Below are 15,305 nucleotides of genomic sequence, written 5' to 3' on the forward strand. Positions count from 1 at the left end.
TAGTCTCTGACATAACCGGCAGACAAAGCCGGACGAGCGGACCCGTTAGCAAGGGCCGCCACAGGAAACCGTCTCGAGGGAACCCCATGCGCAAAACCATACTCGCCGGCCTGGCCGTGCTCTCTGTCATAGGCTTCGGCGCGCCGGCCGAAGCCCAGACCTGGCCGACCAGACCGATCACCTTCATGGTGCCCTTCCCCGCCGGTGGCGGCACCGACGCCTTCGCCCGTCCGCTCGCCGCCCAGCTTGAGAGGCAGCTCGGCCAGGGTGTCATCATCGAGAACCGCGCCGGGGCCGGCGGTACGGCCGGCGCGCTGGTCGCCTCGCGGGCCGCGCCCGACGGCTATTCGTTCTTCGTCGGTGCCGCCCACCACTCCATCGCGCCGTCGCTCTATCCCCGGCTCGAGTACAATATCGAGACCGATTTCATTCCGATCGCGGTCATCGCCCAGCCGCCGCAGATCATCGTGGTCAATCCGCGGCGCGTGCAGGCGACGACGCTGGCCGAGCTGATCGCCCTGGCGCGGTCGAAGCCGGACGACCTCATCTATGGCTCGGCCGGCATCGGCACGACGCACCATCTGGCGGGCGAGCTTTTCAAGATCCTGACCCAGACCAAGATCCGCCACGTGCCCTATCGTGGTGCGGGACCGGCCATGGCCGATCTCGTCGCCGGCCAGATCGACATGATCTTCGACGGTCTCGGCACCTCGGCGCCGCAGGTCCTTGGCGGCGCCATCCGCGGCATCGCGGTGGCGGCCCCGACGCGCAACCCGGCGATCCCGAATGTTCCGACGGCCGGCGAAAGCGGCCTGCAGAATTTCGACGTGTCGACCTGGTATGCGATCTTCGCACCGAAGAACACGCCGGCCCCGATCGTCGAGCGCATGCGCACGGAGATCCGTGCGGCTCTGCAGGTCCAGTCCATCAAGGACGCCTGGGCGCGCAACGGCTCGGACATCCCGACGCTTGAGGGAGAGGCCTTCGGCCGGTTCGTCTCCTCCGAGGTGCAGCGCTGGCGCAAGGTCGTCACTGACGCCGGCGTGAAGCTGGAGTGATCGGACGCGGGTTCCGCGACCAAGAAGGCACACATGAAGGCCCGCTCCGGCGGGCCTTTTCATTTGAGATCTTGCCCCCTTACCCGGCCTGCGGCCGACCTCTCCCCGCCGGGGAGAGGTTGAAAGGAGGCTCACCGGACGGCGTCCTCAGTCACTCGTCGATGCCTGGTCCAACCTTCCGCTCCAGGCTCATCGCCAGGACCCGCGCGACATGCACCGCTTCACGACCGGCCCCGTCGGCGATCTGGTGACGGCAGGAGGTGCCGTCGGCAACGATGATGGCATCGTCCGGCGCCTTGCGGATGGCTGGCAGCAGCGACAGCTCCGCCATGGCGAGCGAGGCATCGATGGTCTCGGCATGGTAGCCGAAGGCGCCGGCCATGCCGCAGCAGGAGCTCTCCACCGTCTCGACCTCAAGCCCGGGAATGAGCCTGAGCGCGCCCTCCACGGCGCCCATGGCGCCGAAGGCCTTCTGGTGGCAATGGCCGTGCAGCACGGCCTTGACCTTGAGCTCGCCGAGGGGCAGCGACAGGCGGCCGGCCTTGGCCTCGGCGGCGAGAAACTCTTCGAACAGGACCGCGACCTTCGCCACGCCAGCCGCGGCCTCCGATTTCAGGAGCGCCGGGAGCTCGTCGCGCAGGGAGAACAGGCAGGATGGCTCAAGGCCGATGACCGGCACGCCGCGGGCGGCGAAGGGGGCGAGCGCCGCCACCAGGCGGTCGGCCTCGGCGCGGGCGCGGTCGATCATCCCGGTGGCGAGATAGGTGCGCCCGCAGCACAGCGCGCGACCACCACCGAGGGGCCTCGCGTGGTGGACGCGATAGCCGGCACGGGTCAGGACGGCGACGGCAGCATCGAGGTTCTCGCGCTCGAAGGCACGGTTGAACGTGTCGGCGAAGAGCACCACCTCGCCGCCAGCCTCCGGCCCTTCCGCGACCGCCCTGGGCGCGAAGATATCAGCGCGCCAGCGCGGCAGGGAACGGCGCACCGAGAACTGCGCCAGCTTCTCCGACAGGGCCTTCAGAGCCGGCACGCGGTCGCGAAGGTTGAAGAGCCAGGGCGCCCTGGCCGCGATGGGCGCGAGGCGCGGCAGGTGGGCGACAAGCCGCTCGTGCAGCTTCGCGCCATAGAGGGCGTAGCGCTGGGCCTTCACCTCGATCTTCATGCGCGTCATATCGACCCCGGTCGGGCATTCGCGCTTGCAAGCCTTGCAGGAGACGCAGAGAGAGAGGCTGGCCTCCATCTCCGGGGCCAGCAGCGCGTCGGGGCCGAGCTGGCCGGTCATGGCGAGACGCAGCGTATTGGCGCGCCCGCGCGTCACGTGCTGCTCGTCGCGGGTGACGCGGTAGCTCGGGCACATGGCGCCGCCGTCCAGCTTCCGGCAGGTGCCGTTGTTGTTGCACATCTCGATGGCGCCGAGGAAACCCTGCGACGCACCGGGAAAATCGGACCAGTCGAGGGCCGGATTGATCTCGATGCCCTCATAGCCCGGCGGGTAGCGGAACAGGGTCCGGTCATCCATCCGCGGAGCGCGGGTGATCTTGCCGGGATTGAAGAGACCCCCGGGATCGAAGCGGTCCTTCACCTCCTCGAAGGCACGGACGAGGCGGGTGCCAAACATCTGCTCGTGGAACTCGGAGCGGACGATGCCGTCACCGTGCTCGCCGGAATGCGAGCCCTTGTATCGGCGCACCAGTTCGAAGGCCTGTTCGGCCATGGAGCGCATGCGCTTGGCGTCCACATCCAGCTTCATGTTGAGCACGGGGCGCACGTGCAGGCAGCCGACGGAGGCGTGGGCATACCAGGTGCCCTCGGTGCCGTGGGCACGGAAGATATCCGTGAGGCCTGCCGTGTAGGCGGCGAGGTCCTTCAGCGGCACGGCGCAGTCCTCGACGAAGGAGACCGGCTTTCCCGCCTCCTTCATCGACATCATGATGTTGAGGCCCGACGAACGCATCTCTGTGACCGCCGCCTGCCAGGCGGGTTCGGTGACCGGCACGACACCGCCGAAACGGGCGCCCTCGCCCTGCCAGGAAAAGCCGAGATCGCCCATCATCGCCTCGAGATCCCTGAGCTTCTGCAGGTTCTGGGCCTCCGTCTCCTCGGCGAACTCGACGACCAGCAGGGCGTCGGGATCGCCGCGGACGACGCGCTCCACCGTCGGGCGGAACATGGCGATGTCGCGGGCGAGCCCGATCATCGTACGGTCGACCAGTTCCACCGCGATGGGCTTCAGCGTGACGAGATGCTGGGCCGCATCCATCGCCTGGTGAAACGAGCCGAAATGGCAGATGCCGAAGACCTTAGGCCCCAGCAGCGGCCAGAGTTTCAGGTCGACGGCGGTGCTGAAGGCGAGGGTGCCCTCGGAGCCGACGAGGAGATGGGCCATGTTGTTGGTGGCGCCGTTCGGCACGAGGGCGTCGAGATTGTAGCCGCCGACGCGGCGCTGCACCTTCGGATAGCGGGCCTCGACCTCAGCCGCCTCGCGCGTGCCGAGGCTCAGCAGGTCGCGGGTGAGGAGGTCGGCATCGTTGCGCAGGGCCTCGTCACGGGAGACCTCGCCGAACCAGCGGCGGGTGCCGTCGGCAAGCGCCGCCTCCACCTGGATGACATTGTCGCGCATGGTGCCGTAGCGCAGCGAGCGGCCGCCGCAGGAATTGTTGGCGGTCATGCCGCCAATCGTCGCGCGCGAGGCGGTGGAGACGTCGACGGGATACCAGAGCCCGTGCTTCTTCAGCTGGCGGTTGAGATCATCGAGGACGATGCCCGGCTCGACGCGGACGGTGCGCCCGGCAAGGTCGAGGTCGAGGATCCTGTTGAGGCGCTTGGAACAGTCGACGACGAGCGAGGCATTGACCGTCTGGCCGCACTGGGAGGTACCGCCACCGCGCGGCAGGACCGTGACGCCCGCCTCGCGCGCCAGCGCCACCGCGCGGATGGCATCGTCCACCGTCTCCGGCACGACGGCCCCGACCGGCATGATCTGGTAGATCGAGGCGTCGGTGGCGTAGCGCCCGCGCGAAAAGACGTCGAAGAGCACATCGCCCTTCACCTGGGATGCGAGGCGGCGCTGCAGCGGCGTATCGGGCATGTTGCTCATGTCGTTCATCGGTGACGTCTCTGTGTCGCGCAAAAGCATGCAGCGGCCGGCTTCCGCCCGGTGTCGGGTCTGGCTCCGGCTTCACCTCTCCCCGGCGGGGAGAGGTCGACCGGAGCGACAGCGATGGTCGGGTGAGGGGGAAACGCCGCGGACGAGCCCTGGGGGGGGGCGCGCCCCGCGGGCCGCCCCCCCGCCGCCCCCCCCCCCCGCCCCCCCCCCCCCCCCCCCCCACGCCGCGGACGAGCCCTGCCCCCTCACCCGGCCTTCGGCCGACCTCTCCCCGGCGGGGAGAGGTGGGCCCAACGCTCGGCGCCCGAAAGGGTCACCAGCGGCTAAGGCCCTTGACTTGAATTTTGCATTCATTATTCATTCTGGCAAGAGACCGCGACGGAGCGGCGCCCCATTCACGCCGAGGAGAGCCCGATGGCCACCAATGCACCGCGCGTCGCCGGGCGCCATTTCCTGCAGATCCCCGGCCCCTCGCCGGTGCCCGAGCGTATCCTCAGCGCCATCGCGCGGCAGACGATCGACCATCGCGGCCCGGATTTCGGCAAGCTCGGCCTGCGCGTCCTTGACGGCATGCGCTCCATCTTCAAGACCCGCGGCGCCGTGGTGATCTATCCGGCCTCGGGCACCGGCGCCTGGGAGGCGGCCCTCGCCAACACGCTGTCGCCCGGCGACAAGGTCCTGATGGTCGAGACCGGCCATTTCGCCACGCTGTGGAAGACCATGGCCGGCAAGCTCGGCGTCGAGGCGGTGTTCATCCCTTCCGACTGGCGCGCCGGCGCCGATGTCGCGGCGATCGAACAGGCGCTGCGCGAGGACAAGGGCCATGCATTCAGGGCGGTCTGCGTCGTCCACAACGAGACCTCCACCGGGGCGACGTCGCGCATCGACGAGGTCCGCAAGGCCATCGATGCGGCCGGCCATCCGGCGCTGCTGATGGTCGACACGATCTCCTCTCTGGCCTCGGTCGACTACCGCCATGACGAATGGGGCGTCGACGTCACGGTCGCCGGCTCGCAGAAGGGCCTGATGCTGCCGCCGGGCCTGTCCTTCAACGCCGTGTCCGAGAAGGCGCTGGCGGCCTCGAAAGCCTCGCGCCTGCCGAAGAGCTTCTGGGGGTGGGAGGAGATGATCGCCGCCGGCAAGTCCGGATACTTCCCCTATACGCCGGCGACGAACCTGCTCTATGGCCTCGACGAGGCCATCCAGATGCTGCACGAGGAAGGCCTCGACGCCGTCTTCGCCCGCCACATCCGCCACGGCGAGGCGACCCGCCGGGCGGTCGCCGCCTGGGGCCTCGAAAATCTCTGCACCAATCCCAAGCACTTCTCGCCGGTGCTGACCGCTGTCGTCATGCCGGAGGGCCATGATGCCGACCGGCTGCGCTCGGTGATCCTCGATGCCTTCGACATGTCGCTGGGCACCGGCCTGTCGAAGGTCGCGAAGAAGGTTTTCCGCATCGGCCATCTCGGCGACATCAACGACCTGACGCTGATCGGCACCCTCGGCGGGGTCGAGATGGGCCTCGGCCTCGCCGGCGTGCCGCACAAGGCCGGTGGCGTGACGGCCGCCATGGCCTATCTGGCCGATACCAAGCGCGAGGGCAGTGCCAGGGCAGCGTGAGGGCGCGACAGGCGAGAGGAGGATCGGCATGAACGAGCATCCGCTGATCGCCCGCCGCTCGCTGGCGGCCGAACTCGTCGGCCGCCTGCGCGACATGATCATCGAAGGCACGCTCAAGGCCGGCGACAAGATCTCCGAGCCCGACCTCTGCGACCTCTTCGGCGTCTCGCGCACGCCGCTGCGCGAAGCGCTGAAGGTGCTGGCGGCGGAGGGCCTCGTCGATCTCACCCCGAACCGCGGCAGCCGGGTCGCCCGCATTGCGCCGGAGGCGGTGGAAGAGCTCTTCCCCATCATGGGGATGCTGGAGGCGCTGGCCGGCGAACTCGCCTGCGCCCGCCTGACCGCCATTGACCTCGCCCGGCTGGAGGCGATGCATGCCGCGATGGTCGGCCACTGGCAACGTGGCGAATGGGTGCCCTATTCCGCGCTCAACCGGAGGATCCACGAGGAGATCTTCCGCATCGCCGGCAATGCCACACTGGCGAGCCTCTATCAGAACCTGATGGTGCGTATCCATGCGGTGCGCTTCGTCGCCCGCAAGACGCCCGGGCGCTGGGCCGAGGCGATCGAGGACCACGAGCGGATGATGGCGGCGCTGCGCGCCCGCGACGGGGCAGCGCTGTCGGGCCTGATGCGGGAGCATCTCCGCCACAAGGCCGACGTGGTCCACGAGGCGCTGCGCCAGCTCGGGGCACCGGAGCAGGGCTGATCCGCTGCCCCTCCCCTCGCCTTCCGGCGGGGATTGTCTATTTTGGGGAGCCTGACCCCGGCCCTTGAACCCGGATGATCCGATGACGCTGTTCTCCATCCTCGACCTCGCGCCCGTCCCGGAAGGCTCCACCCCGGGCGACGCGCTGCGCAACACGATCGATCTTGCCGGCCATGCCGACCGCCTCGGCTACAACCGCTACTGGCTTGCCGAGCATCACAACATGACCGGCATCGCCAGCGCCGCGACGGCCGTCGTGATCGGCCAGGTCGCGGCGGCGACGCGCCGGATCCGGGTGGGTGCCGGCGGCATCATGCTGCCGAACCACGCGCCCATGGTGATCGCCGAACAGTTCGGCACGCTGGAGAGCCTGTTTCCCGGCCGCATCGATCTCGGCCTCGGCCGAGCCCCCGGAACCGACCAGCGCACCATGCGGGCGCTGCGTGTCGACCCGATGGAATCGGACAATTTCCCGCAGGACGTGCTGGAACTGCAGGCCTTCCTCGCCCCTGCCCAGCCGGGCCAGGCGATCCAGGCGGTGCCAGGCGCCGGCACCGAAGTGCCGCTGTGGATCCTGGGGTCGTCGACCTTCGGCGCGCAGCTCGCGGCCATGCTGGGTCTGCCCTATGCCTTCGCCTCGCATTTCGCCCCCGATGCGCTGATGCAGGCGATGGCCCTCTACCGGGCGAAGTTCACGCCCTCGGCGCAGCAGGCGAGCGCCTATGCCATGGCGGGCTGCAACGTCTTCCTGGCGCCCAGCGATGCGGAGGCGCGCCACCTCTTCACCTCGGCCCAGCAGCGCGCCGCCGGCATCTTCCGGGGCGTGCGCGGCCTCTTGCCACCACCGATCGACGATATCGAGAGCTTCTGGAGCCCGATGGAAAAGGCGCAGGCCTCGCGCATGCTGCATTTCTCCTTCGTCGGCGCGCCGGAGACCGTACGGCGAGGGCTGGAGCGCTTCATTGCCGAGACGGGAGTGGACGAGGTGATGGTGGCGTCGGCCATTCACGACCACGCCAAGCGCGTGCGCTCCTATGAGATGCTGGCGGATGTCGTGAAGGACCTTCAGGCGCGACCGGCGGCGGCGTGAGCTGAAGGCCTGCCCCATTGGACCTTTCATCGCCCCCGTGGGCTATATGTCCACCATGAACTACCGTCCCTCCACCGCCCATGCCGATCTCGGCCCCGCCTTCTTCGATGTCGTGGCGGCCGCCAAGTTTCCTTGCCATGTGCTGCGCTTCCGCAACCAGCGCTGGGCGGAGGCGGTCGGCCTCGGCGGGCTGACCGACGACCAGTGGATTGCCCATTTCGGCCGGTTCGAGGCCCTGCCGGACAACCTCCCGGCGCCGCTGGCCCTGCGCTATCACGGCCACCAGTTCCGCTCCTACAACCCCGATATCGGCGACGGGCGCGGCTTCCTCGCCGCACAGCTCATCGACGGTGACGGCCGTCTCCTCGACCTCGGCACCAAGGGCTCGGGACGGACGCCCTATTCGCGCTCCGGCGACGGCCGCCTGACCCTCAAGGGCGGCGTCAGGGAGGTGCTGGCCTCCTCGCTGCTGGAGGCCTTTGGCGTCTACACGTCGAAGACCTTCTCGCTGATCGAGACCGGCGAGGAACTGATGCGCGGCGACGAGCCCTCGCCGACCCGGTCCGCGGTCATGGTGCGGCTGTCGCACAGCCATGTCCGCTTCGGCACCTTCCAGCGCTGCCTCGCCTATAACGACGCCGCCGGCATCGCCGCGCTGGTCGGCCATTCGATCCGGCACTACCACCCGCAGGCGGCCCGTGGCGGCGTCATGGCCGAGGAGGCCCCGGCCCTGCTCGCCGCCGTCGCCGCGGCATCCGGTGCCCTCGTCGGCGAATGGATGGCGGCGGGCTTCGTCCACGGCGTGCTCAACACCGACAACATGGTCGTCACCGGGGAAAGCTTCGACTACGGCCCCTGGCGGTTCCTGCCGCGCTACGAGCCGGGATTCACCGCCGCCTATTTCGACCAGACCGGCCTCTATGCCTTCGGCCGCCAGCCCGGGGCCGTCGCCTGGAACCTCGAGCGCTTCGCCGAGTGCCTGACGCTGGTGGCGCCGGTGGCGGCGCTGGAGGATGCGCTGCGCGGCTATGCCGGGGCCTTCCATGCCGGCCTCCGGCGGGCGCTCTGCGCGCGGCTCGGCCTCAAGGCGGTCGACGCCGAGACCGACGACGAACTCGCCGCCGCCTTCTTCCAGTTCCTGCTGAAGTCGCAGGCGCCGTTCGAACGCACGGTGTTCGACTGGCATGGCGGCCTCGCGCGGCGCGCCTTCGCCATGGCCGGGCCGCAGGCCGCGTTCTATGCGGGCACGGACTTCGCGCGGCTGGAGGCGGCGCTGGGAGCCCACGAACCCGTCGCCGCCCCGCCGGCGGCCCGCGCCTATTTCGAGGGCGAGGGGCCGGCGACGCTGCTGATCGAGGAGGTCGAGGCCCTCTGGGCGCCGATCGCCGAGCGCGACGACTGGAGCCTCTTCACCGCCAAGCTTGACCAGATCGACCGGGCACGCGAGGCTCACGCCATCGCGCCACGGCGCTAGCCACCGACGCCGCCATCACAGGGAGACGGCCTTGAGCGACCAGGACGCAGGGGCCTTCCTCTCCTATGCCCAGAACCGCGAGGACTACCACCTCTCGCTGCTGCTCGCCGACGTGGAAGCGGGCTTCTATGTGGATATCGGCGGCGGCCATGCCATCGCCGACAATGTCTCCTTCTGGTTCTACGAGCGCGGCTGGCGCGGCATCGTGGTGGAGCCGCAGGCGGAGATCGCCCGTGCCTATGGACGCGTCCGCCCGCGCGACACCGTCGTCGAGGCGCTCTGCGGCCGGACCGAAGGCGAGGCCGACTTCTTCCAGGCCGACCGCTTCCACGGGCTGTCGACGACGCTCGCCCAGCACGCCGAGACCGCCGCGGCGGCCGGCGTCTCGTCGTCGCGCCTGCGCCGCCCGATGACGACGCTGGCGGCGCTCTGCGCGGCCCATGCGCCGGAGCGCATCGATTTCCTCAAGGTCGATGTCGAGGGTGCGGAGGCCGAGGTGCTCGCGGGCAACAACTGGCAGCGCTTTCGGCCCCGCGTCGTGGTGATGGAGGCCGTGGCGCCCTGGACCATGGCCGACCGCTCGGAGGACTTCGCGCCAATCCTCGCCGCGGCCGGCTACCGCGATGTCTTTTTCGACGGCCTCAACCGCTTCTACCTGCGCGAGGAGGATGCCGGCCTCGCCGCGCGCCTGCCGTGCGAACCGGCGCCCTGGGACGCGATGCGCCACCTCGGCGAATATGGGCCGGCCCATCGCGACCCGGCCCATCCCGACCACGGGCTGGCGATCCACCTCGACCCCGCGGTCTTCGCCCGGCTCAACGCCCTCGAGCCGGAGGCGCTCACTGCACTGCTGCCGGCGGGCGTGCCGCACGACTGCCCGACGACGCAGTTCGCGCTCGGCCGCATCGCCACCCTGTTCGACGGCGGCTATGTCGTCGAGGAGGTCAGCCCCTAAGGCGCGACACCAGGGACCAGGCCAGCGGCATGAGGGCGGCGGCGAGCGCCGTCTTGACGACCGTGCCGAGGGCGAAGGGCCAGAGGCCGGCGGCCAGCAGCTTCTCGCCATAGCCGGTGAAGGTGCCGAGCCAGAGCAGGCCGGGCACGAAGACGATCACATTGGCGAGCGCCATGGCTGCGAGGATCTTCGGCCAGGCCTTGTCCCAGCCGCGGTCGGCGGCGGCGCCGATGATCGCAGCCATGACCAGGAAGCCGACGAGGAAGCCGCCGGTCGGCCCGAGGAAGGGCGCGACGCCGGTGGTCATGCCGGCGAAGACCGGGGCACCGAGCAGGCCGGCGGCGAGATAGGCGCCGACTGTCGCGACGCCGAGGCGGAGGCCGTAGGCGGCGGCGACGACGGAGATGGCCAGGGTCTGCAGGGTCAGGGGCACCGGCCAGAAGGGAACACTCGCCTTGGCGCCGAGGGTGATCATGCAGACGCCCGCGGCGACGAGAAGGGCGGGCCGCAGCAGGGCGGCGGCGCCGGTCGGACGGGAGGGCCAGAGGGTCGCGGCAATGGTCGCGTGATACATGTGAACGATGTCCTGATGGGAGCTATACCGTTGGGTCAACTTGTCATTTGGTCGCCGACGTGATGGCCTTCCGGACTTACCCCGCCATGCGGGACATCCGCAAGAGACACCCCGCTCCCCGATTTGGCAGAGGCATGATGGCCGAGGACATTCCCTTCGAACGCGAGGACGCAGCGGTGCCCGGCCGGTCGGAACAGCTCTCGCCGCTGATCCGCCGGATCCTCTGCGACAATCCCGGCCCCTTCACCTTCAAGGGCACCGTGACCTATGTGGTCGGCACCGGCCGCGTCGCCATCATCGATCCCGGCCCGGACGATCCGCGCCACGTCGCCGCGCTGCTCGAGGCGGTGAAGGGCGAGACCGTGGAGGCGATCCTCGTCACCCACACCCACCGCGACCATTCGCCCGCCACCGCCGCGATCAAGGCGGCGACCGGCGCCCCGGTCTATGCGGAGGGGCCCCACCGTGCCGCCCGGGAGCTCAATCTTGGCGAGATCAGTGTGCTCGACGCGTCCGGCGACAAGGATTTCCGGCCGGATACGGCGCTGAAGGACGGCGACGTCGTCTCCGGCACCGGCTGGACGCTGGAGGCGGTTTTCACCCCCGGCCATACCGCCAACCACATGGCCTTCGCGCTGCGCGAGGAAGAGACGCTGTTCTCCGGCGATCACGTCATGGCCTGGTCGACGTCGATCGTCGCGCCCCCCGACGGCTCGATGGGCGACTTCATGGCCTCGCTCGACCGTCTCCGGGCGCGCGAGGAGCGGCTGTTCTGGCCCGGCCATGGCGGCGCGGTGAAGGAACCGGCCAAATTCATGCGGGCGCTGTCCCACCATCGCCGGCTGCGCGAAGCCGCGATCCTCAAGCGGCTGGCGAACGGCGACCGGTCGATCCCCGACATCGTCGCGGCCATCTACGAGGGCCTCGACCCGCGGCTGAAGAGCGCGGCGGGGCTCTCGGTCTTCGCCCATCTCGAGGACCTGGTGGACAAGGGTCTGGCGACCAGCGACGGCGCGCCGGTGCTGACTGGCGAGTTCCGCCCGGCGTGAAGGGTGGCGGTGGGGTCCGAGGCTCGGAAAGCCCCACCCCCACCCTCCCCTTGTCGCTCCGCTCCAAGGAGAGGGGGACTACGGCGTCGCACTCCGTCCGGCTTCGGCGGCGCCAGCCACGACGGTGGAAGACGAGCGGGACGCGGTGGTCCCCTTCTCTGCGCGCAGCGCGGGGAGGGTGCGGGGGGTCTCTTGCTCCCATCGACACATCACCATGGAAGCAGAAGCCGGCATCCATTCCCTCACACGAAGTCGAGCGGCAGGGCGGTGACCTCCTTGATCTCCTCCATGACGAAGCTCGCCGAGACGTCCTGCATCTCGATCCTGGCGGTCAGCTTCTTGTAGAGGCGATCATAGGCGGCGACGTTCGGCACGCGGGCATGGAGGATGTAGTCGATCTCCCCCGCCGTCCGGTAGACGCCGAGCAGTTCCGGAATGTCCTGGACGGCGGCATGGAACCGGGCAGCCCAGTCGCCGTCGTGCCGGCTGGTGCGCACGGCGATGAAGACGGTGAGCTCGAGATTGAGCTTCGCCGCGTCGGCCAGCACGACGCGGGCGCGGATGATGCCCTCGTCCTCCAGCCGCTTCAGCCGCCGCCAGCAGGCATTGCGCGACAGGTTCACCTTCTCGGCGAGTTGTTCCATGGACAGGCCGGCATCGTGCTGGACGAGCCGGAGCAGGGCCTTGTCGATGGAATCGAGCGTTGCAACGAGGGATATCATCCCACCAAAATAGCCTTATGTGCAACAATGTCCACTTCAATTGCCATAAACATCAAACGATTGGGACATCATCTCAGGGTAAACAGGTTAACCTGCGCATCATTGTCGCCATCCCGCCCGCCACGCTGGAGCTCCCCCGATGATCGAACGTGCCAAGACCGCCTTCCTCGCCCATCCCCGCGCGGTCAACGAGAGCTATTTCGAACATATGGGCGCGGCGCTGCGCTATTCCGGCACCTTCGCCTTCTGCGCCTTCTGCGCCCTGGTCCATGCCTTCCTGCCGTTCCTGTTCGAGAAGACGGCCTCGACCATCGTCAAGAAGATGGTCGCCGACATGAACGCCCGCATGGCGCCGCAGGGCCAGATCGCCCCGGGGCGGCAAGCGGCCGAATAACAGAGCTTTTCCCATCGCCGGTTCTGGCTTATCGCGGCAGCCTTGCTGCCGGAGCTTGCCATGTCCCTGACCGATCCCGTCCTCGTCGAAGTCCTGCGCGGCATCAGCGTTGAATGCGTCCACCGCGGCGCGGCGGTCGTCTGTGACGCGACGGGCCGGGTCGTGTTCGCCATCGGCGACGTCGAGCGCGCCATCTATCCGCGCTCCGCCATCAAGGTCCTCCAGGCATTGCCGCTGGTCGAGAGCGGCGCCGCCGACCGCTACGGCTTCGGCGCGGCCGAACTGGCGCTGGCCTGCTCGTCGCATGGCGGTGAGGAGCGGCATGTGGCGACGGCCGCCGGCATGCTGGCCAAGGCCGGCCTCGGCGAGCCCGACCTGGAATGCGGCAGCCACTGGCCCTCGGGAGCGGCGGCGACCCATGCCCTCGCCCGCTCGGGCGGCAAGCCCTCGGCCCTGCACAACAACTGCTCCGGCAAACATGCCGGCTTCGTCTGTTTCGCCTGCGCACAGGACATCGATGTGCGCGGCTATGTCGGCATCGACCACAAGGTCCAGCGCTTCGTCGCCGAGGCGGTGGGCGAGGTCACCGGCCACCGCCTCGATGCCGAGACCGCGGTCGGCACCGATGGCTGCTCCATCCCGACCTTCGCTATTCCCCTGACGAAGCTCGCCCATGGCTTCGCCAAGGTCGCCACCGGCGCAGGCGTCGGGGTGGAACGCGCCAAGGCCTTTGCGCGGCTCAGGGCGGCCTGCGCCGCCGAGCCCTTCATGGTCGCGGGGTCGGGCCGCTTCTGCACCGACGTGATGGGGCTCCTCGGAACTCGGGCCTTCGTCAAGACAGGGGCCGAGGGCGTGTTCTGCGCCGCGCTGCCCGAACAGGGACTCGGAATCGCGCTGAAATGTGCCGATGGAGCCTCGCGCGCGAGCGAGGTGATGATGGCCACGCTGCTGCGGAAACTGCTGCCCATGGACGAGGCAACGGCTGCCAAATTCGGGCGCTTCGTCACGCCGGTCATGAAGAACTGGAACGGCATCACTGTCGGCGGCCTGCGTCCGACCTTTTCATAACCTCCTGATTAGAAGTCTTTTTTCCGCCATTCTCGGGCGTCGTCGTGACGGCTGCGCGCAGTTCGAAGAAATTCCAAAAAAGCCTCTTGCCAGTCCGACGGGACGCGGTATCGTTCGCTTACGAATGATCTTCCGAAGAACAAAAAACGGAAGTCTCGGTCAGAGGTGGAACGGGCGGTCCCCGCCGCCCGCATCTGAGGGGAGATTGTCATGACGAAGCTTGATCTGTCGCGTCGCACCGTCGTCGGGGGCCTTGCCGCCACCGGTGTGGCCATGACCGCCGGCACCGGTGCCGCCCAGGGCGCACCGGTCAAGGTGGGTGAACTGAATTCCTACAGCCGCATGGCCGCGTTCGCGGTGCCCTACCGAAACGGCATGCAACTCGCCGTCGAGCAGGTCAACGCCGCCGGCGGTCTCGCAGGCCTCGGCGGCCGTCCGCTGGAGATCATCTACCGCGACGACGGGGCCACGCCGGGCGATGCCGTCCGTGTCGCCGAGGAACTCGTGACCCGCGAGAACGTCACGTTCATCGCCGGCGCCTTCCTGTCGAATGTCGGTCTCGCGCTCGCCGACTTCGCCAACCAGAAGAAGGTGCTCTATCTCGCCACCGAGCCCCTGACCGACGCCCTGACCATGGGCAGCGGCAATCCCTTCACGTTCCGCGTCCGGCCCGGCACCTATATGCAGACCAAGATGCTGGTCGATGCCGCCAAGTCGAAGGGCGTGAAGCGCTGGGCGTTGGTGGCACCGAACTACGAATATGGCCAGTCGGCAGTCGCCGCCTTCAAGCGCCTGATGGGCGCCGCGGTGCCGGGCTTCGAGGTCGTCGCCGAGCAGTTCCCGGCCCTCGGCCGTGTCGATGCCGGCGCCACCGTGGGGGCGCTGGCCCAGAGCCGCCCGGACGGCATCTTCAACGTGCTGTTCGGTGCCGACCTGACCGCCTTCGTGCGCGAGGGCAACACGCGCGGCCTGTTTGAGCGCCGCACCGTCGTCAGCCTCCTCACCGGCGAGCCGGAATATCTCCTGCCGCTCGGCGACGAGACGCCGGAAGGCTGGATCGTCACCGGCTACCCGCCGGAGCAGGTCGACACGCATGGCCACCAGGCCTTCGTCACCGCCTACAAGGCGAAGTTCAACGACACGCCGCGCCTCGGCTCGGTGCTCGGTTATGTCGTGCCCTTCATGATCCGCGACATGTTCAACAAGTCGCGGTCCACCGAGACGGCGGCGATGATGGAGGCCTTCAAGGGCCTGACGACGCAGACCGTCTGCGGCCCCGTCACCATGCGCGCCATCGACCAGCAGTCGACGCTCGGCGCCTGGGTCGGCGAGACCACGCTGAAGGGCAAGCTGCCGACCATGAAGAACTTCCGCTATGTCGACGGCGCCGACGTGATGTTCCCCGAGGCCGAGGTCCGCGCCGCCCGCCGGATCTGAGGGCGGGACCTGTTCCGCATGACATGAACGTCCCGGGCCGCTGCGC

Annotated in this window: 13 protein-coding genes; 10 read left to right on the top strand and 3 right to left on the bottom strand. The window is 69.0% G+C overall.

Annotation, left to right across the window (positions count from 1 at the left end; genetic code table 11):
• Positions 1–86 precede the first annotated feature (86 nt).
• Positions 87–1,058: a tripartite tricarboxylate transporter substrate binding protein gene (locus tag Q0C57_RS02670; RefSeq protein WP_296571703.1), complete on the top strand. Its 972-nt coding sequence runs from the start codon at positions 87–89 to the stop codon at positions 1,056–1,058.
• A 151-nt stretch (positions 1,059–1,209) separates the two neighbouring features.
• Here Q0C57_RS02670 and Q0C57_RS02675 read toward each other — a convergent pair whose 3' ends face one another.
• Positions 1,210–4,158, bottom strand: a complete 2,949-nt coding sequence (locus Q0C57_RS02675; protein WP_296572131.1) for an FAD-binding and (Fe-S)-binding domain-containing protein — start codon at positions 4,156–4,158, stop codon at positions 1,210–1,212.
• A 423-nt stretch (positions 4,159–4,581) separates the two neighbouring features.
• Here Q0C57_RS02675 and Q0C57_RS02680 point away from each other — a divergent pair, with 423 nt between their 5' ends.
• From Q0C57_RS02680 to Q0C57_RS02700, 5 genes are all read left to right on the top strand, one after another.
• Positions 4,582–5,787: an aminotransferase class V-fold PLP-dependent enzyme gene (locus Q0C57_RS02680; protein ID WP_296571705.1), complete on the top strand. Its 1,206-nt coding sequence runs from the start codon at positions 4,582–4,584 to the stop codon at positions 5,785–5,787.
• Positions 5,788–5,815: 28 nt separating this feature from the next.
• Positions 5,816–6,496: a GntR family transcriptional regulator gene (locus tag Q0C57_RS02685; protein ID WP_296571708.1), complete on the top strand. Its 681-nt coding sequence runs from the start codon at positions 5,816–5,818 to the stop codon at positions 6,494–6,496.
• A gap of 82 nt (positions 6,497–6,578) precedes the next feature.
• A complete protein-coding gene (locus Q0C57_RS02690; RefSeq protein WP_296571711.1) occupies positions 6,579–7,586 on the top strand; it encodes an LLM class flavin-dependent oxidoreductase in 1,008 nt (335 codons plus the stop codon).
• Between the two features lie 46 nt (positions 7,587–7,632).
• The gene (locus tag Q0C57_RS02695) at positions 7,633–9,060 is read left to right on the top strand and encodes a protein adenylyltransferase SelO family protein (protein ID WP_296571716.1); all 1,428 of its coding nucleotides are present in this window, start codon (positions 7,633–7,635) and stop codon (positions 9,058–9,060) included.
• A gap of 31 nt (positions 9,061–9,091) precedes the next feature.
• Positions 9,092–10,015: an FkbM family methyltransferase gene (locus tag Q0C57_RS02700; RefSeq protein ID WP_296571718.1), complete on the top strand. Its 924-nt coding sequence runs from the start codon at positions 9,092–9,094 to the stop codon at positions 10,013–10,015.
• Here the strand turns inward: Q0C57_RS02700 and Q0C57_RS02705 are convergent.
• Positions 10,005–10,589, bottom strand: coding sequence for a biotin transporter BioY (locus Q0C57_RS02705; RefSeq protein ID WP_296571721.1), 585 nt, complete (start codon positions 10,587–10,589; stop codon positions 10,005–10,007). The two genes, Q0C57_RS02700 and Q0C57_RS02705, sit on opposite strands and share 11 nt — an antisense overlap.
• 137 nt (positions 10,590–10,726) lie before the next feature.
• Here Q0C57_RS02705 and Q0C57_RS02710 point away from each other — a divergent pair, with 137 nt between their 5' ends.
• Positions 10,727–11,638 (top strand): MBL fold metallo-hydrolase, encoded by a 912-nt coding sequence (locus Q0C57_RS02710; protein ID WP_296571724.1) that lies wholly within the window; start codon positions 10,727–10,729, stop codon positions 11,636–11,638.
• 242 nt (positions 11,639–11,880) lie between these two features.
• Here the strand turns inward: Q0C57_RS02710 and Q0C57_RS02715 are convergent, their stop codons facing one another.
• Positions 11,881–12,360 carry an Lrp/AsnC family transcriptional regulator gene (locus tag Q0C57_RS02715; RefSeq protein WP_296571727.1) on the bottom strand — a complete coding sequence of 160 codons (480 nt, stop codon included), beginning with the start codon at positions 12,358–12,360 and terminating at the stop codon, positions 11,881–11,883.
• 139 nt (positions 12,361–12,499) lie between these two features.
• On the opposite strand from Q0C57_RS02715, the gene Q0C57_RS02720 reads away from it, so the two are divergent.
• The 3 genes from Q0C57_RS02720 to Q0C57_RS02730 all read left to right on the top strand — a co-directional run bounded on the left by Q0C57_RS02720 (position 12,500) and on the right by Q0C57_RS02730 (position 15,259).
• Entirely contained in the window at positions 12,500–12,754 is a 255-nt protein-coding gene (locus tag Q0C57_RS02720; RefSeq protein WP_296571730.1) for a DUF6356 family protein, read from the top strand.
• A gap of 66 nt (positions 12,755–12,820) precedes the next feature.
• Positions 12,821–13,822 carry an asparaginase gene (locus tag Q0C57_RS02725; RefSeq protein ID WP_296572134.1) on the top strand — a complete coding sequence of 334 codons (1,002 nt, stop codon included), beginning with the start codon at positions 12,821–12,823 and terminating at the stop codon, positions 13,820–13,822.
• Positions 13,823–14,032: 210 nt separating this feature from the next.
• Entirely contained in the window at positions 14,033–15,259 is a 1,227-nt protein-coding gene (locus Q0C57_RS02730; RefSeq protein ID WP_296571734.1) for an ABC transporter substrate-binding protein, read from the top strand.
• The last annotated feature ends 46 nt before the right edge of the window (positions 15,260–15,305 follow it).

The organism is Phreatobacter sp. (assembly GCF_022843985.1).
In the GTDB taxonomy this organism is placed as follows: domain Bacteria; phylum Pseudomonadota; class Alphaproteobacteria; order Rhizobiales; family Phreatobacteraceae; genus Phreatobacter.

Coding starts and splice junctions, on each gene's coding strand:
- Q0C57_RS02670 (WP_296571703.1), top strand. CDS start 87: ATGCGCAAAACCATACTCGCCGGCCTGGCCGTGCTCTCTGTCATAGGC.
- Q0C57_RS02675 (WP_296572131.1), bottom strand. CDS start 4,158: ATGAGCAACATGCCCGATACGCCGCTGCAGCGCCGCCTCGCATCCCAG.
- Q0C57_RS02680 (WP_296571705.1), top strand. CDS start 4,582: ATGGCCACCAATGCACCGCGCGTCGCCGGGCGCCATTTCCTGCAGATC.
- Q0C57_RS02685 (WP_296571708.1), top strand. CDS start 5,816: ATGAACGAGCATCCGCTGATCGCCCGCCGCTCGCTGGCGGCCGAACTC.
- Q0C57_RS02690 (WP_296571711.1), top strand. CDS start 6,579: ATGACGCTGTTCTCCATCCTCGACCTCGCGCCCGTCCCGGAAGGCTCC.
- Q0C57_RS02695 (WP_296571716.1), top strand. CDS start 7,633: ATGTCCACCATGAACTACCGTCCCTCCACCGCCCATGCCGATCTCGGC.
- Q0C57_RS02705 (WP_296571721.1), bottom strand. CDS start 10,589: ATGTATCACGCGACCATTGCCGCGACCCTCTGGCCCTCCCGTCCGACC.
- Q0C57_RS02710 (WP_296571724.1), top strand. CDS start 10,727: ATGGCCGAGGACATTCCCTTCGAACGCGAGGACGCAGCGGTGCCCGGC.
- Q0C57_RS02715 (WP_296571727.1), bottom strand. CDS start 12,360: ATGATATCCCTCGTTGCAACGCTCGATTCCATCGACAAGGCCCTGCTC.
- Q0C57_RS02720 (WP_296571730.1), top strand. CDS start 12,500: ATGATCGAACGTGCCAAGACCGCCTTCCTCGCCCATCCCCGCGCGGTC.
- Q0C57_RS02730 (WP_296571734.1), top strand. CDS start 14,033: ATGACGAAGCTTGATCTGTCGCGTCGCACCGTCGTCGGGGGCCTTGCC.